Annotated in this window: 17 protein-coding genes and 4 tRNA genes; 1 reads left to right on the top strand and 20 read right to left on the bottom strand. The window is 57.8% G+C overall.

The window, feature by feature from the left end; genetic code table 11:
• Positions 1 to 37 precede the first annotated feature (37 nt).
• The 10 genes from PCAR_RS02320 to PCAR_RS02270 form a co-directional block, all read right to left on the bottom strand.
• On the bottom strand, positions 38 to 1,105 hold the full coding sequence (locus PCAR_RS02320) for a 2,3-butanediol dehydrogenase (RefSeq protein ID WP_011340005.1): 1,068 nt from the start codon (positions 1,103 to 1,105) through the stop codon (positions 38 to 40).
• A gap of 58 nt (positions 1,106 to 1,163) precedes the next feature.
• Positions 1,164 to 2,150: a hypothetical protein gene (locus PCAR_RS02315; RefSeq protein WP_011340004.1), complete on the bottom strand. Its 987-nt coding sequence runs from the start codon at positions 2,148 to 2,150 to the stop codon at positions 1,164 to 1,166.
• 1,232 nt (positions 2,151 to 3,382) lie between these two features.
• Complete coding sequence (locus PCAR_RS02305) at positions 3,383 to 5,134, bottom strand: DEAD/DEAH box helicase (RefSeq protein WP_011340000.1); 1,752 nt, start codon at positions 5,132 to 5,134, stop codon at positions 3,383 to 3,385.
• Positions 5,135 to 5,375: 241 nt separating this feature from the next.
• Positions 5,376 to 5,463: transfer RNA gene (locus tag PCAR_RS02300), tRNA-Ser, on the bottom strand.
• Between the two features lie 14 nt (positions 5,464 to 5,477).
• Positions 5,478 to 5,987 (bottom strand): tRNA adenosine(34) deaminase TadA, encoded by a 510-nt coding sequence (gene tadA / locus PCAR_RS18230; protein WP_041531511.1) that lies wholly within the window; start codon positions 5,985 to 5,987, stop codon positions 5,478 to 5,480.
• Positions 5,988 to 6,006: 19 nt separating this feature from the next.
• Positions 6,007 to 6,083 (bottom strand) — tRNA-Arg (locus tag PCAR_RS02290).
• An 86-nt stretch (positions 6,084 to 6,169) separates the two neighbouring features.
• Positions 6,170 to 6,263, bottom strand: a tRNA-Ser gene (locus PCAR_RS02285).
• 127 nt (positions 6,264 to 6,390) lie between these two features.
• Positions 6,391 to 6,476 (bottom strand) — tRNA-Ser (locus tag PCAR_RS02280).
• Positions 6,477 to 6,494: 18 nt separating this feature from the next.
• The gene (gene serS / locus PCAR_RS02275; protein ID WP_011339998.1) at positions 6,495 to 7,766 is read right to left on the bottom strand and encodes a serine--tRNA ligase; all 1,272 of its coding nucleotides are present in this window, start codon (positions 7,764 to 7,766) and stop codon (positions 6,495 to 6,497) included.
• 76 nt (positions 7,767 to 7,842) lie between these two features.
• Positions 7,843 to 8,451 carry an HD domain-containing protein gene (locus PCAR_RS02270; RefSeq protein WP_011339997.1) on the bottom strand — a complete coding sequence of 203 codons (609 nt, stop codon included), beginning with the start codon at positions 8,449 to 8,451 and terminating at the stop codon, positions 7,843 to 7,845.
• A 162-nt stretch (positions 8,452 to 8,613) separates the two neighbouring features.
• Between PCAR_RS02270 and PCAR_RS02265 the strand changes: the two genes are divergently transcribed.
• Entirely contained in the window at positions 8,614 to 10,020 is a 1,407-nt protein-coding gene (locus tag PCAR_RS02265; RefSeq protein ID WP_011339996.1) for a class II fumarate hydratase, read from the top strand.
• A 198-nt stretch (positions 10,021 to 10,218) separates the two neighbouring features.
• Here the strand turns inward: PCAR_RS02265 and PCAR_RS02260 are convergent, their stop codons facing one another.
• The 10 genes from PCAR_RS02260 to nifE all read right to left on the bottom strand — a co-directional run bounded on the left by PCAR_RS02260 (position 10,219) and on the right by nifE (position 22,733).
• The gene (locus PCAR_RS02260) at positions 10,219 to 11,346 is read right to left on the bottom strand and encodes a ribonuclease D (RefSeq protein ID WP_011339995.1); all 1,128 of its coding nucleotides are present in this window, start codon (positions 11,344 to 11,346) and stop codon (positions 10,219 to 10,221) included.
• 49 nt (positions 11,347 to 11,395) lie between these two features.
• Positions 11,396 to 12,424, bottom strand: a complete 1,029-nt coding sequence (mutY, locus tag PCAR_RS02255) for an A/G-specific adenine glycosylase (protein ID WP_148204281.1) — start codon at positions 12,422 to 12,424, stop codon at positions 11,396 to 11,398.
• Positions 12,425 to 12,465: 41 nt separating this feature from the next.
• Complete coding sequence (hisC, locus tag PCAR_RS02250; protein WP_011339993.1) at positions 12,466 to 13,509, bottom strand: histidinol-phosphate transaminase; 1,044 nt, start codon at positions 13,507 to 13,509, stop codon at positions 12,466 to 12,468.
• A gap of 348 nt (positions 13,510 to 13,857) precedes the next feature.
• On the bottom strand, positions 13,858 to 14,925 hold the full coding sequence (gene mqnC / locus PCAR_RS02245; protein ID WP_011339992.1) for a cyclic dehypoxanthinyl futalosine synthase: 1,068 nt from the start codon (positions 14,923 to 14,925) through the stop codon (positions 13,858 to 13,860).
• Positions 14,919 to 16,007 carry an aminofutalosine synthase MqnE gene (mqnE, locus tag PCAR_RS02240; RefSeq protein ID WP_011339991.1) on the bottom strand — a complete coding sequence of 363 codons (1,089 nt, stop codon included), beginning with the start codon at positions 16,005 to 16,007 and terminating at the stop codon, positions 14,919 to 14,921. Before mqnE ends, mqnC begins: the two co-directional genes overlap by 7 nt.
• Positions 16,004 to 16,609 (bottom strand): UbiX family flavin prenyltransferase, encoded by a 606-nt coding sequence (locus PCAR_RS02235; RefSeq protein ID WP_011339990.1) that lies wholly within the window; start codon positions 16,607 to 16,609, stop codon positions 16,004 to 16,006. Before PCAR_RS02235 ends, mqnE begins: the two co-directional genes overlap by 4 nt.
• An 853-nt stretch (positions 16,610 to 17,462) precedes the next feature.
• On the bottom strand, positions 17,463 to 18,347 hold the full coding sequence (locus PCAR_RS02230) for a 4-hydroxybenzoate octaprenyltransferase (protein WP_011339989.1): 885 nt from the start codon (positions 18,345 to 18,347) through the stop codon (positions 17,463 to 17,465).
• A gap of 95 nt (positions 18,348 to 18,442) precedes the next feature.
• Positions 18,443 to 19,450 (bottom strand): nitrogen fixation protein NifQ, encoded by a 1,008-nt coding sequence (locus PCAR_RS02225; protein ID WP_011339988.1) that lies wholly within the window; start codon positions 19,448 to 19,450, stop codon positions 18,443 to 18,445.
• A 650-nt stretch (positions 19,451 to 20,100) separates the two neighbouring features.
• Positions 20,101 to 21,393, bottom strand: coding sequence for a nitrogenase iron-molybdenum cofactor biosynthesis protein NifN (gene nifN, locus PCAR_RS02220; protein WP_011339987.1), 1,293 nt, complete (start codon positions 21,391 to 21,393; stop codon positions 20,101 to 20,103).
• On the bottom strand, positions 21,381 to 22,733 hold the full coding sequence (gene nifE / locus PCAR_RS02215; protein WP_011339986.1) for a nitrogenase iron-molybdenum cofactor biosynthesis protein NifE: 1,353 nt from the start codon (positions 22,731 to 22,733) through the stop codon (positions 21,381 to 21,383). The genes nifN and nifE overlap by 13 nt, the downstream gene beginning before the upstream one ends.
• Positions 22,734 to 22,740 lie beyond the last annotated feature (7 nt).

Genomic DNA, 22,740 nt, shown 5'->3' with positions numbered 1-22,740 from the left:
AGATTTCCCTCCGACGGAGCCCTGGAGCAATACTAACTTAAGGTTTTACAAGGATCTTGATATGGGCATCCTTGTTGTTGACCAGCTCTTCAAAACCTTTGTCGACGATATCGTCGAGCTCAATTTTGCCGGTGATCATCGGAGCGGCTTTGATTGCGCCGTTGGCCAGCAGCAGACTTACGCCTTTGAAGTCATCCAGGGTGTAAGCCAGGGTACCGATAACCTTCTTGTCGGTAGCACTGAGGCTGAAGAAGTTGAAAGAGCTGGGCTCTTCGAAAATCCCGACGATAACGGCACGGCCGTTGTTACGAATAGCTTCTACAGCCAGAGGGCCGGTGATCTTGTTGCCGATACACTCGAAGGATACGTCGGCACCGGAACCGCCGGTCAGCTTCTTGATTTCGGCGATAACGTCGCATTCTTTGGGATCGAGAATAACGTCGGCGCCACACTCTTTGGCCAGGGCCTTGCGAGCGGCGGACATTTCAACAACGATGCATCTACCGGCGCCGGCAGCCTTGGCACACTGCAGGGTAGCGAGACCGATAGTACCCGCGCCGAAAACCACGATGGTCTCGCCGAGGATGGTGCCGGCCATGCGCACGGCTTTGAAACCGGTGGCGATGGGCTCGATCAGAGCTGCGTCTTCCTGAGTGACACCTTCGGGAAGCACATAGACGATATTGGAGGGAACGTTAACGTATTTGGCGAACGCGCCTTCGGCCATCAGACCGGTAAAAGCCAGTTTTTCGCAGACGTTGTAGCGCCCTTCGCGGCAGGTAACGCAGGTGCCGCAGTGCTGACATGCATCGGGAGCGACTTTGTCGCCAACCCGCACGGTGGTAACATTGGAGCCAACGGCCACGACCGTACCGGAGAATTCATGCCCCAGAATGGTCTTGCCGCTGTGGCCGGTCAGGGGATGGGGCTCGGTGGGGATAAAGATCGGGCCTGCGAGGTATTCATGCAGGTCGGATCCGCAGATACCACAGTAATCCACTTTGATCTGAACTTCGTCAGCCTTGGGCGGAGCCGGTACAGGTACTTCCTCTACGCGGATGTCTTTTTTTGCATGCCATACTGCTGCCTTCATCGTTTCAGCCATTTCTTTGCTTCCTTTCTGCGGTAATTAGCGTCTCGACGCTATGTTTAATAGAAATCCCTTATTTGAACAGGGCTGCCATATTGAGAAATTCCGGTTTCATCAAAAGATTGACAAGCAAAGTACAGATTGCGATCCCCACTGCAGGGGGGTCAACATGCGAAGAAGCATGGTTGTAAAACAGACGGGCCGACAACTCCTGAACCATACCGGCGATGACTGCGGCGATACCGCCGGCCAGAACCGAGCCGGTGTGCATAAAGGTCCATGCGGCGATAATCGCCATGCAGTGCATAATCGGCACCTGCTGAATGGTACCCGTCGATACCTGCAGCGGCAAAAGAATCAGGATACAGAACACCCAGCCGACGACCAGAGGCGCCAGGAATCCACCGAGACCCGATACCTGCCCGGCTGCGACCAGCGGATCAAGCTGCATTTTCAAACCCCAGGCCATGCCGGCGGACAACAAGCCCATGCCGAAGGACATAGGGATATTTTTAGACATGGGCGACTGCCAGCCAGCCCAGGAAATAGCATAGTCGTTGGTGCCAAGCAGACCGTGCTCCTTGATGGACGCAGCCTGCCCGATGGGGCTTTCCTTAAGGAAAACAAGACGCGTCAGGAAGGTCATCAGCACCAGCGTTACGGCAACACCGTCGGACTGATTCAGGATCGGTATTTTGACCACGACCTGCAGCAGCAAATGAGCGGCTACAGACAAAACCCCGCCCATAACCATGACATCGCCTGAAGTATGCAGCAAAGGAGTCAAGATATCCTTAGCGGAACCGCCAGGATGATTTTTCTTCCACACAGCATAACATCCGGCCATCAGGGCAGCACCGAAGCCGCCGGTATGAGGGCCGAAGATGGGACCGAAAGCGATCTGCGCAAGAACGAAATCCGAGCCGCCCGCCAATAAAACACCGATCCCCACCAACGCCACCAAAGCACACAAAATAATGGCCCAGAGACCACCCAGCGCGGTACCGACAACACCACCACCGAAAACTATGAGAATTGTATTCAAGCTATAAGGTTCCATGTAAAGCTTCCTTTTTGCTAAAGGTTTACAAGAGCGATTGACACAACTGCGCGCAACCGCAAATCTTCAGCCCTGCACGAACAGAAAATCAATTACGCCAATCAGGTACCGCCCTTCGCTTTTTGTGACCCCATAAAAACTCCTCCATTCAATGTTGATCAAATCCCCAAAACCAACCATTTGCCATTACCTGCCGCCCTGGAGCAAATTTGCCAACCGGCATTTCTTAATCAGAGCTAAACCAAAGCCTCCTTCCCCCAAGACTTTCTCGTAATGAAATCCAACTTCCGTTCTGCCGGTCCGGCCACTGTCCAGGGGGCCAGGAAAGCCCCAAAAACCCGCCTCGAAAAATCGTCTTTACGGTATGGAGCTAAATCGCAATGGTTGTACCAACTCCTGCATCTCCTATGAATTTTGGTCAAAAACCGTTTTCAAACTGTTGTTTTACCAGCAATTACACAAACGGCAGGGGCAACGAAGGGCGTATACGACATCAGAACGAAATCCCTGAAAAGGTATACAGACGAGGCAATTTTGAGACGAATAAACAGAAGTGAGACAGGTGTCCGGTGGTGATTTTTCTCAAAATAGAGAAATGCATTCCCCTGCGACAAATGCCCAAAGCAAGACAAAACAGCTATGACACAACTGGTAAGCCATTGATTTTTATGTAGTTTTAAAACACACCCAAAGAACGCGGGTACGACAGGTCGCGAATTCAAGGAAACATTAGGCTCATTTTAGGTTGATCCATTTTGACATATGTACAAAAAGGACAATTTATCCCTCGGCATCGCTTCTCAAAATGACACCGGAGAAATAAAGATATCCTTCGAAAAGCCGTATCGCGAAGACACCAGAAATCCGAACCTCCTGACAAGGCAAACACAACCCAATCAAGGCAACCGATGTTTTACGATTCGGCTTTCCGTTTTACAAAATCCGGTATCCAAGCACCAGGGTTGAACCATCACCCACCACCTCATGGCCATAAATACATTCAACCACCGTACAACCGCCGGATTTCCTTTCCCCGCAACCACTGACGACACAAACCGCTGCAAACCGGGCATGCCCAAAGATCAGGACAACGCCATAACCGCCGAAGCGGAAAACATCCGGAATGCTCAGATAAAAAAAAAAGCCCAATCCAAAAGTCTTGGACGGGCTTCTTTAAATGAATGATACGGTGCAACAGGATATGAATATTTCTCTACCTGAAAAAGAATATTCTATCGCGTCTTTTTGGGCGGGCGCTTCCCACCGGAAAATTTCTTCCGTCCAGGTTTGCCACCGCGCTTGTCGAAGGATCTCCCGCCGGAGCGACGCCTGGGAGGCCTTTCCTGGCGAGGGCCGGGGCCGAGGTCGGGGACAAGCTGCAACTGCTGACCGCAAACCCAGACCTTTTGCAAATGGCGCATAACGGCAGGTGAAAGATCGGCTGGCAGGTCAACCAAACTGAAATCGTGATAGATCTTTATCTGACCGATATCGCGACTGCTGATTTTCGCCTCGTTGGCGATAGCACCGACAATGTGCCCGGGTACCACGCCATGAACCCGACCGACCTCGATGCGGTAGCGCTGGAGCCCCTCGTCGGCATGACTCCGGCCGCCACCATCGAACCGTCCGCCAGAAGCCGGCAGAACCTCCTCGAAAGCCTCCTCATCAGGAAGCAGAGGGCGGTCCTTCTGCAGAAGATACGTCAAAGCCGCGGCAACGGTTCGGGGTTCGGTATCGAATTCCTGCTGAATACCGTCGATCAAATCTTCGAAAAACTCAAGATCCTGCGACTGCATGGCATCGAGAATCTGCTCCTTGAAAAGAGCGACCCGCCGATTGGTAATGTCCTGGCGACTCGGCAGTTTCATGGGCGCGATCTTCTGCCGCGTCGCCTGTTCGATCGCTGCGAGCATACGTCGCTCGCGGGGAGCCACAAACAGGATAGCCGAACCTTCGCGCCCCGCCCGGCCGGTACGACCGATGCGATGTACGTAAGATTCCGTGTCGTAAGGGATATCATAGTTGACCACATGGCTGATGCGCTGAACATCAAGACCACGGGCCGCGACATCGGTGGCGACAACGATATCGAGGCTCCCGCTTTTGAGGCGTTCAACCGTTTTCTCCCGCAGAGCCTGGGTCATATCGCCGTTCAAAGCCGCACTGGAAAACCCCCGCGCCTCGAGCTTCTCCGCCAACTCGACAGTGGCAATCTTGGTCCGCACGAAAACGATCATGGCGTCGATGTCTTCGGCCTCGAGAATCCTCGTCAGGGCATCGAGCTTACGCACCCCCCTGACCTGCCAAAAGCGCTGGGAAATGGTCTCAACCGTGGAGGTTTTGGCCTTGATGCGCACCTCGACGGGTTCCCGCAGGTGACGACGCGCGACCTTGAGCACCTCGTTGGGCATGGTGGCGGAGAAAAGAGCCGTCTGCCGCTGTTCCGGCGCATGCTCAAGAATCTGCTCGACATCGTCGATAAACCCCATTTTAAGCATCTCATCGGCCTCGTCGACCACCACGCAGGACAGGCGATCGAGCTTCAGAGTGCCGCGCCGCAGATGATCCTGGATGCGCCCCGGAGTACCGACCACGACATGGGCACCGCGCTGCAACTGGCGCAACTGTTGTCCCATATTCTGTCCTCCATACACGGGCAGCACATGAAACCCCTGCAGATGGCGGGCATAGGTCTGCACCGCCTCGGCAACCTGCAAGGCCAGCTCGCGTGTCGGGGTCAACACCAGCACCTGCGGGCTTCGCAGCGACAAATCGAGACGACTGAGTAACGGCAGGGCAAAGGCTGCGGTTTTCCCCGTACCGGTCTGGGCCTGACCCAAAAGATCCCGGCCTTCCAGCAACGGCGGGATACTGCGCGCCTGGATGGGAGACGGTGTTTCGTACCCGATTTCCTCAATAACGCGATTGATTTCGGGGCACAAAGATAATTCGGCAAAGGTGGTAAGCACTTCTTCAGTCATGAATAGCCTGTTTGGATAAAGCTCGTATAAACGGAGCAAAAGGTAAAAAGAAAACGAAGGCGTGGTCGAGAATCCGGCGGTCAATAACCGCTGCCAATGCCATCGATTCCCTTTCCCGGCTCGTAGGAGGATGGCACTTATGTAAATACAGGTGAAAATGAGGTCCACAGCCCCATCGGACAGGGGCCGGCTAAAATAACGACAAAAGGGCCCGACCGATCAGGCCAGGCCCCTATATATATGGCGGAGGGGGTGGGATTCGAACCCACGGTACCTTGCGGTACAACAGATTTCGAGTCTGTCACCTTCGACCTCTCGGACACCCCTCCGTACACATAACCTACTATGTTTGATCTTCGCTATCGGCAGCCTTGCGCTTGCGGCTTTTTTTCTCGGCCCGTAACTGCCGAAAAAAACCGCTGAGCATATCGCTGCTTTCCAGGGCAAGAACACCTTCGGTGACCGCCACCTGATGGTTGAAACGCTCGTCCCGGGACAGATCGAAAATGGAGCCCACAGCTCCGACACGCGGATCACGACTGCCGAAAACAAGTCGCGGGATTCGGGCCAGGATAATAGCCCCCATGCACATGACGCAGGGTTCCAGCGTCACATACAGCGTGCAACCGATCAGCCGCCAGGAATCGATGGCGGCAGCAGCCTGCCGGATAGCAATCATCTCGGCATGGGTCGTGGGATCGTTACTGGTTTCCCGCAGGTTGTGACCCCGGCCGATAATCATGCCGTCTTTAACGACAACAGCCCCGACAGGAACCTCACCCAACCTTGCGGCGGCTGAGGCCTCTACCAGGGCCTCTTGCATAAAGCCCCTGTCTTGTTGATCAAGATCCACGGGGTCGATATTTTTAAAATGGCGCGCCGCGGAAGATTCGAACTCCCGACCTTCTGATCCGTAGTCAGACGCTCTATCCAGCTGAGCTAGCGGCGCGTGTTTGCGAGGTGAAGTTATCGCCGATTTGGCTTTTTTTGTCAACGTTTTTTTTACCGAATCGGAATAATTTTTTTGCCGCAAAATGGCGGAGAGGGAGGGATTCGAACCCTCGGTACGGGTTTACCCCGTACACTCGCTTAGCAGGCGAGCGCCTTCAGCCAACTCGGCCACCTCTCCGTATAACGACTTGCTTTTTCCTGTATATGCCCCGCAGGGCAATTTCGAAACCAGACTTTAACCTTACCTGAAGAACAGGTCAACCCATAATTGCCTTACCCCTGACGATTTATTCTCGTACAAGAGATGGCGGAGGAGGTAGGATTCGAACCCACGGTGCTTTCGCACAACGGTTTTCAAGACCGCCGCCTTAAACCACTCGGCCACTCCTCCGTGGATTCGGCCATTCCTTTATGCTGAAATCTTTTCCACTCCGCCCATATAGGGTCGCAACGCTTCGGGTATCACCACCGAACCGTCTTCCTGCTGATAGTTTTCCAATATGGCAACCAGCGTACGGCCCACGGCCAGACCGGAACCGTTCAAGGTATGCACCAACTCCGGCTTACCCTTTTCCTCGCGACGGAAACGAATCGCGGCGCGACGAGCCTGGAAGTCACGGAAATTGGAGCAGGAAGATATCTCTCTAAACGTCTGCTGACCGGGCAGCCACACTTCGATATCGAAGGTACGCGCCGCGGAAAAACCGATATCGCCCGTGCACAGGTCGACCACCCGATAGGGCAGTTTCAGACGCCGCAGCACCTCTTCGGCATTATCCAGCAGTTTCAGCAATTCCTGATCCGACTCTTCGGGACGGGCGAACTTGACCAGCTCAACCTTGTTGAACTGATGCATGCGAATCAGCCCGCGGGTATCGCGACCATGGGACCCGGCCTCCTTGCGGAAGCAGGGCGTATAAGCTGCGTAGCATACAGGCAGGTCGCCATCCGCCAGAATCTCATCCCGGTGAATGTTGGTCACCGGCACTTCGGCGGTCGGAATCAGGAAAAAATCCGGATCGTCAAGATGAAAAAGATCGCTTTCAAACTTGGGGAGTTGTCCCGTCCCCGTCATGGTGTCCCTGTTTACCATAAGGGGTGGGAGAATTTCAACATATTTGTGCTCGCCGGTGTGCAGGTCGAGCATGAAATTTATCAAAGCCCGTTCCAGCCTGGCTCCAGCCCCTTTGTAAATGGCAAAACGGGCACCGGCGAGCTTGCCGGCCCGCTCGAAATCGAGAATATCGAGACGCTCGCCGATATCCCAGTGGGATTGCGCCTCAAAATCGAATTCGGGCACCTGCCCCCAGCGCCGGACTTCCTTGTTATCGTCTTCGGAAGTACCGACAGGACAATCTTCATGGGGCAGATTGGGCAGCGTCATCAGCAAGGTGCGCAAATCGCCCTCAACTTGCTTGAGCTCCTCGTCCAGTTCCTTGATACGCACGGATACGTCTTTCATGCGTGCAATTTCGCCCTGCACCTGACTTTTGTCTTTGGTCTTGCCGATCAGCGCCGAAACCTGGTTCTTTTCAGCCTTGAGAGACTCGGACTCGCCCAGCAGAGTACGCCGGCGGGCATCCAGATCGGTAAAGGCGGACAGATCAACGGCGCCGCCCCGGGTTGCCAGCCGTTGTTCGGCTTCGGCAAAATGATCGCGTACAAATTTCAGATCCAGCATGGAACTCTCCCGTTTTTATGCATGGGTCGCTTGCATCCGGAAGCCCCGGATAAAAGCCTTGACAAGGGCTATTTATCTAGCACTTATCATCGGGGCAGTCAACCGGATTTCCACCATGGCTGCCATTCACCCACCAGTCACTGTCGTTGTCGAACCACCAGCGTGTCGAATCGGTGGTCCAGATATCTTCGGCCAACCTGCAGGCCAGATCGGTTTTGAGCCGCCGTACGCAGAACGGATACCACTCGTCGGCATAGCGGTTGCCGAGATCCTTGTACTCCTTCAGGGCCAGAATCATTTCCAGTTGATCGGCATCGTGGGCCAGCAGCGATTCGCGGGATTCGCGGGCCGCGAATTCCGCCAGGGTCTGCCGATACTCCTCGCCGAAAGGCAGTGTCGCGGCCAGATCGTCCACGGCGCGCTGTTCATCGGCCTGTACATATTTTTTATTCACATAATTGAGATCCCCGAGACGCGCCTCGGGCACATCGTGAAACAGGCACAACTGCAACACCCGGCCGACATCGACCTGCCCGTCGAGGCGCGCCAGGGTAAATCCGATAACAGCGGTGCGAAACGAATGCTCGGCCACCGATTCGGCCCCGGAACCGAGAAACTGAAACCCGGTGCGCGGGGTGCGTTTGAGCATGCCGACTTCAAAAAAGAAATGTGCCAGGTTTTTCATGGTAATCCTCGCTGCCGGACAATCGGCGGGGTGCCAATCAGGCTGATGAGAAGTTTCCGTAACGTTGACAGAGTGGGAACGGTTGTCTATTCTCAAAGGCAAAATCGTGTTTTGATGGTCCCTTGATTGGACTTACGACGTACCTGCAATGGAGATATATTTATGACCGCGACCAGAATCGAAAAAGATTCCATGGGTACCATGGAGGTACCCGCTTCGGCCCTATACGGTGCCCAGACAGCCCGGGCTCTGGCCAACTTCCCCATCTCCGGCCAACGTTTTTCGCGCCCGTTCATTCATGCTCTCGGCCTGATCAAACGCTACGCAGCTCAAGCCAATCTGGAGCTGGGCATGCTCGACGAGCAACGCGCCACTGCGATCATGCAAGCTGCCGACGAAGTGATCAACGGCGAACTCGACGAGCACTTCGTGCTGGATATTTTTCAGACCGGCTCCGGCACCAGCACCAACATGAACGCCAACGAGGTCATTGCCAATCGCGCCGCCCAGATTCTGGGGCAAGCCGCCGGTTCACGTGCGGTGCACCCCAATGATCACGTCAACCTCGGTCAATCGAGCAACGACGTTATCCCGACTGCCATGCACATTGCCGCAGCCCTGGAAATCCGCAACAGCCTGGTCAAGGCACTGTTTGACATGCAGGAAGCCCTGGGCGAAAAAGCATTGGCCTTCAATGACATCATCAAGATCGGCCGCACCCACCTGCAGGATGCAACGCCGGTGCGTCTCGGCCAGGTATTCTCAGGTTACGCGCGCCAGCTGGCACTGGCCATCCGTGGCATCGAACGCGCCCAGGACGACCTGCTGGAACTGGCACTGGGCGGCACCGCCGTCGGCACCGGGCTTAATGCACACCCGCAATTCGCCACCCGTGCCATCGCCGCCATCAGCGACCAAACCGGGCTGGAATTTCGTGAAGCCAGCAACCATTTTGAAGCTCAGGCCGCCAAGGATGCCGTGGTAGCGGCCAGCGGCGCCCTCAAGCGAGGAGCCTGCGCGCTGTTCAAGATCGCCAACGACATCCGCCTGCTCGGCAGCGGACCGCGCTGCGGCATCGGCGAGCTGCAGTTGCCGCCGGTACAGCCGGGCAGTTCCATCATGCCGGGCAAGGTCAATCCGGTCATGGCTGAAAGTCTTATGCAGGTCTGCGCCCAGGTCATCGGCAACGATGCGGCGATTGCCCTGGGCGGATTGTCCGGCAACTTCGAATTGAACGTGATGATGCCGGTCATGGCCCACAACCTGCTGCAATCGATCACCTTGCTGACCAACGCATCAACCCAGTTCACCCGACGGTGCCTGCAGGGACTGGAAGCCGATCGGGCGCGCTGCGAATCGCTTGTGGAACAGAGTCTGGCCATGTGTACGGCCCTGGCACCGGTGATCGGCTACGACCAGGCGGCCGATATCGCCAAGCAGGCCTTTGCCAGCGGGCGTACGGTGCGCGAAGTCGCCCTGGAACAACAGGTGTTGCCCGAGGAAAAGCTGGCACAGGTTCTCGACCCGCGACCCATGACGGAACCGGGCATTCCCGGCAAGACACGCTAAGCCCCACGCACTATGAAGATTAAAACGGCCGCGGCCCAAGGCCCGGCCGTTTTTTTATTGTCCGCACCCTCTGTGGATTGTTTGTGGACGCAGCCTCCACGGCTTCATTAAAAAGACCCCAAACCCTTTCCAGAACAGGGTTTCCCCGGCAATGAACAATTGTGGACAAACAGCAGTGCAAAGCGCCTGCTGCGGCCCTCAACCACGGTTTAATGCGCCCAGCAAGCCCTCACCAAGCACTTCCCGCTGCCAGTTCTTCAATATGCCGAGTTCCGTTAATTGATCCATGTCGGCCGGACAGGCCCTGGCCACCCCTTCGAGTTGCGCATTATTGACCAGGATACCGGGATCCATATCGAGTTCTTCCGCCATGGCCGCACGCACCTGCTTGAGATCCTTCATGCGTCCCTCAACGGCGGGATCCCGCTCACGGCGTTCGCCGCGCGGATAGACCGGCCACTCCTCTCTGGGAATGGCTGCGGCTTTGCACACCACCCCGATCAAGGCCCGACCATAACGATCGGCCAGCCGCGGCGAAAAGCCCTCTATGCCCTTCGCTTCCCGAAGGCTGCCGGGCATGATTTGCGCCAAACCGAGCAAGGTTTTGTTGCCAACGACCTTGAAGGCAGGGCGATCCCGGCGGCATGCTTCCTCATCACGCCATTGCAACAATTGTTCAAGCACTGCCAGTTGCTTGCGTTCCAACAAGCCGGCGCCTTTCACGCGCATAAACAGCGGACCGTTATTTTCCGAATGGCGCACCTTCTGGAGCAACGCGAATTCCTCCTCGGCCCAGCTCAAACGTCCCATGTCCCGCAGGCGCCCCTCGAGGATCTCCGTCAGCCGATGCAGATGGCAGGTATCCTCCATGGCGTAAAGGATCATGCCCTCCTCCAGCGGACGTTTCGACCAGTCGGCCCGCTGGTAACGCTTATCGAGTTCGACATCCAGATATTTGGCCAGCACGTCGGCCAGACCGACACGCTTTTCACCGAGCATCTGGCAGGCGATCATGGTATCGAACAAACCTTGGACCTCTATCCTGAAATCCCGAAACAGGCAACGGATGTCGTAATCAGCGGCATGAAAAATCTTGCGAATAGTCGGGTCGGCCAATACCGGTGCCAGAGCGGCCAGGTCCTCCACGGCCAGCGGGTCGACCAGAACCGTTCGGGTCGAAGTGGATATCTGCAGCAGACAGACCTTTTCCTGATAGGAATGCAGGGAATCGGCTTCGAGATCGACGGCGATGACGGCCTCATCGCGCAACTCCTGCGCCAATCGGGCTATGGATACGTCGTCGACCAGTATGGGGGGCAAAGACATGAATTCTCCTAAGTTTTATCGGGTGTGCCTCAGGCACGGTAAAAATCATTCACAGCAGAACAAGGGCCTTTTTATGGGACCCGTGCAGTGGCCAGTCGGCCAGTTCCTGCGGGGACAGCCAGCGATGTTCCTCGTCAGCGACCATGCCGGCACGGTTTTCCCGGCAGGCGAACACGTGCAATTCCACACGAAAATGGCTGTAAGCATGGCGCACCGTTCCCACCGGGCTCAGACCGGCCGACAAGCCTTCACCGGCCAGCAAGGTACGAGCCGCGGTTTCCGCAGTTTTGCCTTCGGGCACGGCCACGGAGGGAAACTCCCATAACCCGCCAAGCATGCCGTCCAGGGGACGCCTGCGCACCAGATAGCGTCCTTCCCGCTCTATCAGCACCGCCACCTGTTGTACCAGAGGCACTGTTTTGCGCGTAGCACGCTGCGGCAATTGCTCCTGTATCCCCTGCCAGAAAGCCTGACACAATCCGGACAAAGGGCAGGCTTGGCAGTCGGGGCGACGCGGCTTGCAGACCGTGGCCCCCAGATCCATAATGGCCTGGGCGTAGTCGTGAGGCCGATCTTCGGGCGTAAGGGCATCGGCGCATTGCCAGAGCCGCTTTTCCACCTTGCTGGAACGGGGATCACCGGATATGGCCAGCAACCGGCACAGCACCCGCCGTACATTCCCGTCCAGAATCGGTGCCTTGCGATCAAAGGCGATGGAAACGATAGCGCCGGCTGTGGAACGGCCGATGCCGGGCAAGGCCTGAATCGCCTCGGGCGTCTCGGGGAATTGTCCGCCATGTTCAGACACCACCTTGCAGGCGGCCTCGTGCAAAAACCGGGCGCGGCGATAGTAGCCCAGCCCCGCCCAGAGCTCCAGCACCTGTTCCAGGGGTGCGGCGGCCAATGCCGCGACACTGGGGAACGCAGCCAAAAAACGCTCGTAGTAAGGGATCACCGCTGTCACGCCGGTCTGCTGCAACATGATTTCCGACAGCCAGATGCGATATGGGTCGCGGGTCCGCCTCCAGGGCAGATCGCGGCCGCAGCGTCCATACCAGTCCAGCAGACACCGGTTCATCGTGTCTGCCGGCCAGGGCAGCGATGGCATGACTTCTGCGCTCAACCGATATCGGCCAGAGCGGCCAGGGTTTTCTCCATCTCCTCGCGGGTGCCGACGGAGATGCGCAGGCCATGGGAAAGCACCGGATCACTGAAATAACGCACCAGGATGCGCCGTTCGAAAAGGGCATCGTAAACGCGCTTGCCATTACGGTCCGGCGGGGTCGCAAAAACGAAATTGCCGTGGGACGGGATGACATCCCAGTCCAGCACCCGCAGTTCGGCGCTGAACCAGTCGCGCGTCTCACGAATTTTGCTCACGCATTGCTGAAAATATTCCTGATCCGCCAGAGCCGCCACACAAGCCGTCTGGGCGAGGCGGTCGAGATTGTAATGATCGCGGATCTTGTTCAAAGCCGCAATCACCTCAGGATGAGCGATGGCCAGGCCCAAACGCATGCCGGCCAGCGAATAACTTTTGGAAAAGGTGCGCGTCACCACCACATTGGGCAGACGCCGTACCAAATCCAGGGAGTTTTCTTTGGCAAAGTCGGCATAAGCCTCGTCCACAACCAGCATGCCGTCAACCCGGCCGGCCAGTTCCTCGATGAATTCCTGAGGGTAACAGAACCCTAAAGGCGCGTTGGGGTTGGTCAGGAAAAAAAGCTTGCCCGTATAACGCTCGGGAAAATCCTTCAGCGCCCAGCCCTCATCGAGCAGGAACGTACGGACTTTAGCACCCTGGATCTCAGCCAGGGTACTGTAATAGGAATAGGACGGGTGGACATAAGCGATCTCCTCCCCTTCGCCGGCAAACGCACGGATCAGGTTGTTGAGCACCTCGTCCGAGCCGTTGGCCATGATAACCCAATCCGGATCGAAACCGTACAAACGACCCGCCTCCTCGCAGCCGGCGCGGCTGGCGGCATCGGGATACTTGCGCAGATTGTCGCCGACCTCGGCCAGGATCGCCTCGATAACCTTCGGCGATGGGGGATAGGGATTTTCGTTGGTGTTGAGCTTGGTATAGTTTTGCTCGTCGCGCGGCTGAAAACCCGGAACATAACCGGCCATTTCCGCAATATTTTTACGCATCGGGTTCATGATGCCTCCGGCATGAAAAAGTTGGTTGCTGAAGTTGATAGCCTAAAGGAAATCTTAGGCGGGTGCAAGGTTGACGTAGCCATGCGTCAAAGGTCGTTAGTCATTCGAACATAAAGCTTTAAAATCAGGACCGCGGGGTCGCGCCCCCGCACGGCGCCTTACTCTTTTTGCATGCCCAAACAGAGTAAGCAGAAAAAGGGCACCCCGCTCCTGGCCCGCCTGCGGCGGGTTCCCTCCACTGCGCAACCGACGGGCGGGCGGACAAGATTCGCTGCGCTCAGTCGTCCGCCTGTTTCGCCCGCCACCCGCTTCGTTCCGGCGGCGTCACAAGGGGGGACAACCCATCACTTAAACATACTCTTCCAGGATTTCATACCCCGTCGTCCGCCGGGCAGGCACAAAACCGGCCTCACGCACCAGCGCCAGCAGCTCCTCGCGATCCAGCCGGAAGGTTGCGCCTGCAGCGGCCACCACGTTTTCCTCGAGCATGGTACCGCCCAGATCGTTGGCGCCGAAGAACAGCGCGACCTGGGCCAGCTTGCCGCCCTGGGTGACCCAGCTGCCTTGAATATTGGGAATATTGTGCAGTACCAGTCGGGATACCGCCAGTACCCGCAGGTAATCGATGCCGGTGGCCTCCTCGCCGCCGAGTTCGGTATTGCCGGGCTGGTAGGACCAGGGGATGAAGGCGCTGAATCCGTTGGTGCGTTGTTGCAGAGCGCGCACCCGCAACAGATGGGTGACGATATCCTCATCGGTTTCACCGGCACCGAACATCATGGTCGCAGTGCCGGGTAATCCCATCCGATGGGCAGTTTCCATGACTTCAACCCACTTGCGCCAGCCGATTTTGTCCGGCGAGATGCGGCGCCGCACGCGATCGACCAGGATTTCCGCACCGCCACCCGGCAGGGAAGCCAGACCGGCGGCCTGCAACCGGCGCAGGCATTCCTCCACGGTCAGGCCGGACTGATTGGCCAGATGAACGATTTCGGCGGGGGACAGAGAATGGATCTGCACACCGGGGAAATCCCGACGCAGACGGCGAAACAACTCTTCGAACCACGCGATGCGCAACTCGGGATGCAGTCCGCCCTGCAACAACAACTGGGTCCCGCCGCAGGCCGCAAGCTCGGCAACCTTGTCGAGGATCTGCGCGTGGGACAGCAGGTAGGCGTCCGAATCATCCAGTTGCCGGTAAAAAGCACAGAAACGGCAGCCGGTCCGGCAGACATTGGTATAGTTGACGTTACGATCGACCACGAAGGTCACCCGGCCCTGCGGGTGCAAACGGCGGCGCACACCATCGGCCATTCTTCCCAGGGCCAGCAGATCGGCCTGCTGCAACAAGTAAAGAGCGTCCTTGCGGTTGAGAGCCTGGCCGCCCTCGAGTTTCTCAGCTATGACGTTCAGCATCCTGACCGCTCCCGCCCCAGGTCTTGGTACAGGCTGTCCCGCTCAACCGGCGTACGTCCAGCCCGGAGAATCATGCGCACCAGCCCCTCGCGGCTCAAAGCCTGGGGGGAAGCGGCGCCGGCCTGATGACCGATCTGCTCTTCCACTACGGTGCCGTCCAGGTCGTTGACGCCGAAAGCCAGGGCCACCTGCGCCAATTTGACGCCGAGCATCACCCAGTAGGCCTTGATATGGGAAATGTTATCGAGGAACAGTCGTGCCACCGCCAGGGTTTTGAGAATCTCGACCCCGCCGGGCCCCCGTACCCCGTCGAGACGGGTTCCCACATCCTGAAACGGCAATGCCACAAACGCCTGGAAGCCGCCTGTTTCATCCTGCAAAGCGCGTAGTCGGGCCAGGTGCTCGATACGTTCGACCGGAGTCTCCAGATGGCCGAACAACATGGTGGCGTTGGAGCGCAGACCGGCCTGATGGACGGTGCGCATCACCTCCAGCCAGCGGGTGCCGGAAATCTTTTCCGGGCAGAGGTGCGCCCGGGCGCGTTCGGCGAAAACCTCCGCGCCGCCACCGGGCAGCGACTGCAGGCCGGCCGCCTGCAAACGGCCGATGACTTCTTCCAGCGGCCGGCCGCTGATGGCGGAAAAATGCGCCAGCTCCACGGCGGTAAAGGCCTTGATATGCAGATCCGGACCGCTCTCGCGAATGGTACGCAGTATCTGTTCGTAAAACGCCAGCGGCAGATGCGGATGCAACCCGCCCACCACATGCACCTCGGTGGCTCCCGCGGCGGCGGCCTGTTTGGCCCGTGCGGCAACCTGCTCCAGGCTCAGGGTATAACCTCCTGCCGCCCCGTCATCGCGCCGGAACGCACAGAAAGCGCAGTTATTCACGCAAATATTGGTGTAATTGATGTGGCGGTTGACATTGAAATAGACCTTATCGCCATGCAGGCGCCGATTGGCCAGGGCCGCCAGTTCGCCTACCGCCAACAGATCGGATGACTGCAGCAGAAAAACCGCCTCGGCCTCGCTGAGGCGGTGGCCGGCTTCGACCTTGGCGGCGATGTCAGATAAGGATATCACGAGGCGTCATCCCCCCAACGCCGGAAGAGTTTATGTTCGATGCCCAGCCCATCGAGTATTTTCCCGACCATAAAATCGATCAGCTCGGCCATGCTTTGCGGTTGCTGGTAAAAGGCCGGCATGGCCGGCACGATACGTGCCCCGGCACGCGACAAGCGCAACAGGTTCTCCAGGTGGATGGCCGACAACGGCGTCTCCCGAGGCACCAGCAGCAACGTCCGCCCCTCTTTCAGGGCCACATCCGCCGCCCGTTCAATGAGATTGCCGCTGATGCCGGCCGCCAACCGCCCTGCGGTACCCATGGAACAGGGCGCCACAACCATAGCGGTCGGCGATGCGGAGCCGCTGGCCGGCGGTGCAAACATATCGTCTTCATCGTAATGCATCAGCTGTTCGCCGCAGGTGAAATGCTCGCGCATTTTTCGCAGTCGTTGCGCGACGGAGCCCTGCCAATCCAGTCCGGTTTCATGGGCCAGCACCTGCCGACCGGAACGACTCAGCAGCAGGGTTACCCGGCATTTTGAAGCCAGCAGCTCTTCGACCAGGCGCAGGCCGTACACTGCGCCGGAGGCGCCGGTTATGGCCACAAGAATATGTTGCATGAAGAATTCCCTTCTTCGGATACTTTACGTGTTACCCATGATGATGAACGAAACTTCAACACCGCGGGGTTGCGCCCCCGCACGGCGCCTTACTCTCTTTTTACACCAAAAGATAGTAAGCAGAGAAAGGTGCCCCGCTCCTGGCCCGCCTGCGGCGGGTTCCCTCCACGGAGCAACCGCCGGGCGGGCGGACAAGATTCGCTGCGCTCAGTCGTCCGCCGGTTTCGCCCGCCAGCCGCTCCGTTCCGGCGGCGTCTCAAGGGGATTAACAGCAAAGCTGTTATAAGACAATATAGCAGCGCCGGTGTCGGCAACAGCTTCGTAGACCACTGGCGAACCACGATCATTTCGAAGATGCCGCAATCGAAGCTGAAGTATCCTTTTTTCATTGCGACGGTGATCGACAGCACCGCCATCCCGAGACATCAAGTAATGGCGGCAGCCGACCCTACGTCCTTTCTTTGGTGACTTTCTTTAGACGAGTAAAGAAAGCCACCCGGCTGCCGGCCGGGACCGGCGAAGTTGAAGTTTGAGATGTTTGCCTTGGTCCTCGATACAACAACGCCCTCAGTTCTTCTCCTTCCACACCGCGGGGTCGCGCCCCCGCACGGCGCCTTACTCTCTTTTTACACCAAAAGATAGTAAGCAGAGAAAGGTGCCCCGCTCCTGGCCTGCCTGCGGCAGGTTCCCTCCACGGCGCAACCGTCGGGCGGGCGGACAAGATTCGCTGCGCTCAGTCGTCCGCCGGTTTCGCCCGCCGCCTGCTCCGTTCCGGCGGCGTCACGAGGGGAAAAACGGCACAGCCGCTTAAACAATCCAGGAGCAGCATTAAAATGTAGAGCTGTTCGGATATTCAAAAACGGACCAGAACATCCCCCAGCGCAAACCCAAACAATAACACGCTTATAAGACCGTTCATGGTAAAAAAAGCCTGATTGAGGCGACTCAGATCATCGTGCCGCACCAGGCGATGTTCCCAGGCCAGCAGGCCGGCCGTCACCAGCACCCCGCACAGAAAGAGACCACCCAATCCGCCGCCAAAAGCCACTCCCGCCAACAGCAGCACCATCAGCGTGTGCAGCACGCGCGCCAGCAACAAGGCCCGGCGGGCGCCCAATCGTACCGGCAGTGAATGCAGACCGGCGCGGCGATCATGGCTTTCGTCCTGCAGCGCATAAAGGATATCGAAGCCCGCCACCCACAGCAAAACCGCAACCCCTAACAGCACCACCGGCCAGCGCACATCGCCGCGCAACGCAATCCAGGCGCCGACCGGTGCCGCGCCCAGACAGGCACCCAATACCAGGTGCGACAGCGCCGTAAAGCGCTTGCAAAACGGATAAAGAACGAATAGCGCTACCGCCAGCGGCGCCAGCATCAGACACAAGGAATTGAGCATGCCCGCCGCCAGCAGCAACGCGGCAAAGGACACACAGACCAGCAGCCAGGCCGCCCGCCGGGAGACTTTGCCGCTGGGGATATGACGCCCGCGGGTGCGCGGATTCTCGGCATCGAGGCCGGCATCGATGATGCGGTTGAGCCCCATGGCACCGGAACGGGCACCGACCATGGCCAGACATATCCAGCCCAGCTGAGCCGCAGTCGGCCAGGCGCCGCTGGCCTGCACCGCCAGTAACGCCCCCAACAGGGCAAAGGGAAAAGCGAACACTGAATGGGAGAATGCAATCATCTCCAGCAGGGAACGTATAAAATTGAATTGATGCTTGATAAGCTGCACGCGGAAGCCCCTCGGAATGGAATCATCGGTAGAGGGGCGGATTATAACCTGTCGGTGGGGAAAAGACAAAGGGGTGGGGAAAACCGGGTTGCAGCTCAGTCTTCCGGAAAACAGATCGCGTAATCGCTGCAATCTCCACAATTGGGGGATTTGCACATCATCCCGCCGTTGAGATCGCAGACTTGTTTGAACAGGTAGCGTTTCCAACGCATGTTCTGATTATTGGCCGCAGCCAGTGATGGTAGCAGCCGGCGAATGGAAGCGCTCAACTGGGGGCGTTCGAATAACCCCATGGCGACCCACAGATGACCGGGATAGGCGGTTCGGGCCGCGATGATGCGGGCCAACAGAAGAGATGAGGTCTGCAGTGTGCCATTCGCCTCCCGTGGCACATGGGTAAGCAGAATTTGCAGCACTTCGTCGTTATACTCGGGAGGAACCTGCTCCGACCGATCCGCTTGGCTGAACAGTCCCGGGCTGCATTCCGGGAACCAGGTTTCCAAAAGTACCTTCAGATCATCGGCACTCAGGCCAAGGGCCGCCGCGGTGTCGTACGGTTCGTCGGCGGCAACGCTGAGCAGACAGGCGAACAGATGCCGGTTTTCCTCTGAGCTACCTTCAACCGGAGTACTGTCCATCAGGGCACGGTACACAGGATGATCGGCATGAACGCGGGGGCCGTGTTCCTCTTCGGCAGGATGATAGGCGGCCTGAACGGTCTGCGCATCACCACTGGCACTGGCAAGGGCCGCCTGCAATGCTTCCACCGCCAGATCGGCGCAATAACTGCGCTCCGGCGGCAAGCCATCGAGCAACGCATCGACCTGCGAAGCGTCAATGGCCATTGCCGACGGCAAATTTTTGTTACAGGCCAGCTCTGCCGCTGCGGCGCAAGCAGCCATGGAGTAACCGCAACCGAACACCTGATAACCGACATCGGTAATCAACGCGCCCTGGAGATGCACCGTAAACCGCACGGCGATGCGGGTGCCCTCCTCGCCATGAGCCATGCCGACCTCTCCCGTCCCGTGGGGATCGGTGAGGTCGCGACAACGACGATAGTCGGTTGCCCAGCGGCGGATGGTGTCGGTGTAAAGAAGCATGGAGCATTCCTTCCGGAAAGTTAAAGTTTTGTGTTGTTTGTCCTACAAGAGTGAAAAGTGTAGGGATTTATCTTTGAACCCTTAACTTCAAGACCGCGGGGTCGCGCCCCCGCACGGCGTCTTACTCTCTTTTTACACCAATAGAGAGTAAGCAGAGAAAGGTGCCCCGCTCCTGGCCTGCCTGCGGCAGGTTCCCTCCACGGCGCAACCGTCGGGCGGACGGACAAGATTCGCTGCGCTCAGTCGTCCGTCTGTTTCGCCCGCCGCCTGCTCCGTTCCGGCGGCGTCACAAGGGGATTAACGGCAAAACCGAAAGCAGCACAGCTGCTTGTCAAGCCGGCGGCCGTCCGGGACCGGTGAACTTGAAGTTAAGGTAACGATTTTAGTTCTTTCCACCGAACACCAACTGCAACACCGCGGGGTCGCGCCCCCCCACGGCGCCTTACTCTCTTTTTACACCAATAGAGAGTAAGCAGAGAAAGGTGCCCCGCTCCTGGCCCGCCTGCGGCGGGTTCCCTCCACGGCGCAACCGTCGGGCGGACGGACGGGATTCGCTGCGCTCAGTCGTCCGCCGGTTTCGCCCGCCGCCTGCTCCGTTCCGGCGGCGTCACAAGGGGATTAACGGCAACGCCAAATCGGAAAACCAACTGTTAATCGTGGCTCCCCATGCGCATCGCTTCGGCGGCATTGGCCGTTTCACAGAGAAAATACGCCCCGCCTTCATATAAAAGATCGTTTTTCAGCTGGTTGCCGACGATCTCCCAGCAGGGAAAACCGCGTAGCACCAATGCCTTGCCGAATCGATGCGCCAGGGCTTCGGCATGCATGCTGCCGACAATAAGATCGTACTCGGCCTGCAGCTTCTCGGCGTCCTCGAGATCGCCGACCATGACTTTTGCCGCGTTTATGGCTTCCAGCTGTGGCGAGTCCACCGTCGACAGGGCCACACTGATGCGGGCGCCGGCCTCGGACAGAAGTTCACAGGCTCCGGCCACAAAATCGGGTTCCCCGGTCACCATCACACGGGTCTGGCCCAAGGAAAAATGGCTGTCCAGCATGACATCCTGCAGCCGTTTGCGCCAGCGCACCACACTGGCCGGCGGCTGTTCCATACCGGTCAGGGCAAGCAATTGCTCCACCAGCGCATCTGTTGCCACCAACCCCTGCACATGGTCCATGTGGATATGCCGCATGGCGGCATTTTTTTTCAACAAGGCTTCGGCACTGAGTTGCATCGATGCACCGACGGAGATAACCGTTGCGGCATCGGCCATCGAGACGATGGCCTCAACCTTAACGCCACCGCTGCTCAGAGCACTCTGTTTCTCACCCAGGTGACCGTCAAGCGAAGTGGAAAGATCCGGCAGGGCTACAACCTCCAGGCCGAACAGTGCGATGAAATCCTTGAGCTTTTCCACCTCGATGGGCTGCATGGACACATGGGGCAGCAACACCACTTTGTCGGACTGGACCTGTGAGCGCTCTTCGACCAGTTGCTCGATGATCGCCTTGACCGTTTTGCCCCAGCCACTTTCCAATCCGCCTTCGTAGTCGGCCGTATGCACATAAACCATGGGAAAATCGACCTGTTTGGCCGCGCCACGGATGTCATCGCCCTTGGTTTCGGTCAGACCGGTGGTATGCAGGCCGACGAGACTGGGGGTAACTTTTTTGGTGATGTTGTGCACCGCTTCGACGATGCTGCTGTCGCCACCGTCGAGGATCGCGGTGACATCCGTAACAGCCGTGGTCTGGATAGCGATCGGCTCGCAAAAATGGCGGGTCAGAAACACCTTGGTGAAGGACGTACACCCCATACCGCCATGCATGAGCGGCATGCAGCCGTCGATACCGAGGAAAGCCAGCGCTGCCCCCATGGGCTGCGACAGCCGGATAGGATTGATCTGCAGCGGTTTCTCGATTTTGTGGCTTATTTCTCCCACGGTGCCCTCCTTGCGACGTTTTTGAATACCGGATTTTCCAGGGCATTTTTCAGATCTTCGGCCAGATTGAGCAACCCCTCGTAACCGCCGTAACTCTTCTTTTTCTCCTGGTTGACATCAGCGAAAGCGATCTTCTTCTTGATGGCCGTATATAGACTGCGTCCTCCCGCCAGCAGCAGGTCGGCACCGGTTTGGTCGATAATTTTGGCCTGCTCCGCTCCCGGGTTGGTCATCAGCACCCCTTTTTCCCCCAGATACTTACGCGCCTTTTCCTTGTCCACCTGGGTGGATTTTTTTACCGAAGTGGCTACAACCTCGATGCCCAGATCCTGCAAAGCCGAGGCGATGGACCACGATTTGTTGCCGCCGGTATTCAACACCGCCTTCTTGCCGCGGAAAATCTCCCGGTAGGGAGCAAGGCGTTCTTCCAGACGGGCCTCTTCGCGGGCAATGAGCTGCTTGGTGCGGGCGATCAGGTCGGCATCGCCAAGGCCTTCGGCGATGGCGAGAATGCTGGCGCTGGTATCGCGCTTACCGTAAAAGGACACGGAGATGAACGGAATGCCGTATTTTTCCTTGAGTTTACGCGGCAGCGAGATCAGTGACTTGGCGCACACCAGAACATTGAGGTGCGCGCGGTGCGCGGTGCGTATCCTGGCCACCCGGCCGTCGCCACTCAGGGTGGATAATATCCGAATGCCGAGTTCCTTCAGCAGCGGAGCATATTGCCACATATCGCCGGTAACGTTGTAATCGCCGATCAGGTTGATGTCGAAAGGCGTCGTTTCCTCCGGCTCGAGAGTGCCGATCAGATGCGTCAGCACCGCTTCGCCAGCCAGCCGGCTGCCGAGATTTTTGCCGCCGACAAAACCGGGAGCGTGTACCGGCACCATGGGAATACCATGGTCCTGCTGTGCCTGACGGCAGACGGCATCGATATCATCACCGATCATGGCCGTAACGCAGGTACTGTAGACAAATACCGCCTGAGGGGCGTAATGCCCAACGATATAGTCGATGGATTGCCGTAATTTTTCCTCCCCGCCGAAGACCACGTCGTTGGTGGAAATGCCGGTGGTAAAACCCATCTGGGTCATATCGCGGCCCTGCCAACTGGTTCGGGTCAACCGGGTTTCCCAGGAAGCCCCCACGCAGGTTATGGGACCGTGCACCAGATGCGCTGCATCGGCATAAGGGAAAAGAGAGATCTGCGACCCCTCGAAGGCACATCCGCCAGTAGTGGCACCGGGGACTGTTTTGTTACAGCCAGCCGTCTTGGTTTTGTTGTGAGCGCAGGCACTCTCGTCCAGCAATTCTCGAATTTTTGGTTTAGTTGCCACGGCCTGA

Origin of the sequence: Syntrophotalea carbinolica DSM 2380, assembly GCF_000012885.1 — a bacterium.
Taxonomy (GTDB): Bacteria; Desulfobacterota; Desulfuromonadia; order Desulfuromonadales; family Syntrophotaleaceae; genus Syntrophotalea; species Syntrophotalea carbinolica.
Note: the sequence above shows the minus strand (reverse complement) of the source record. Positions and strands in the feature narration are given on the sequence as shown.

Coding starts and splice junctions, on each gene's coding strand:
- serS (WP_011339998.1), bottom strand. CDS start 7,766: ATGCTGGATCTGAAATTTGTACGCGATCATTTTGCCGAAGCCGAACAA.
- PCAR_RS02320 (WP_011340005.1), bottom strand. CDS start 1,105: ATGGCTGAAACGATGAAGGCAGCAGTATGGCATGCAAAAAAAGACATC.
- mqnC (WP_011339992.1), bottom strand. CDS start 14,925: ATGCTGAACGTCATAGCTGAGAAACTCGAGGGCGGCCAGGCTCTCAAC.
- PCAR_RS02265 (WP_011339996.1), top strand. CDS start 8,614: ATGACCGCGACCAGAATCGAAAAAGATTCCATGGGTACCATGGAGGTA.
- mutY (WP_148204281.1), bottom strand. CDS start 12,424: ATGAACCGGTGTCTGCTGGACTGGTATGGACGCTGCGGCCGCGATCTG.
- PCAR_RS02260 (WP_011339995.1), bottom strand. CDS start 11,346: ATGTCTTTGCCCCCCATACTGGTCGACGACGTATCCATAGCCCGATTG.
- PCAR_RS02305 (WP_011340000.1), bottom strand. CDS start 5,134: ATGACTGAAGAAGTGCTTACCACCTTTGCCGAATTATCTTTGTGCCCC.
- PCAR_RS02235 (WP_011339990.1), bottom strand. CDS start 16,609: ATGCAACATATTCTTGTGGCCATAACCGGCGCCTCCGGCGCAGTGTAC.
- PCAR_RS02225 (WP_011339988.1), bottom strand. CDS start 19,450: ATGCTTCTTTACACCGACACCATCCGCCGCTGGGCAACCGACTATCGT.
- PCAR_RS02270 (WP_011339997.1), bottom strand. CDS start 8,451: ATGAAAAACCTGGCACATTTCTTTTTTGAAGTCGGCATGCTCAAACGC.
- hisC (WP_011339993.1), bottom strand. CDS start 13,509: ATGAACCCGATGCGTAAAAATATTGCGGAAATGGCCGGTTATGTTCCG.
- PCAR_RS02315 (WP_011340004.1), bottom strand. CDS start 2,150: ATGGAACCTTATAGCTTGAATACAATTCTCATAGTTTTCGGTGGTGGT.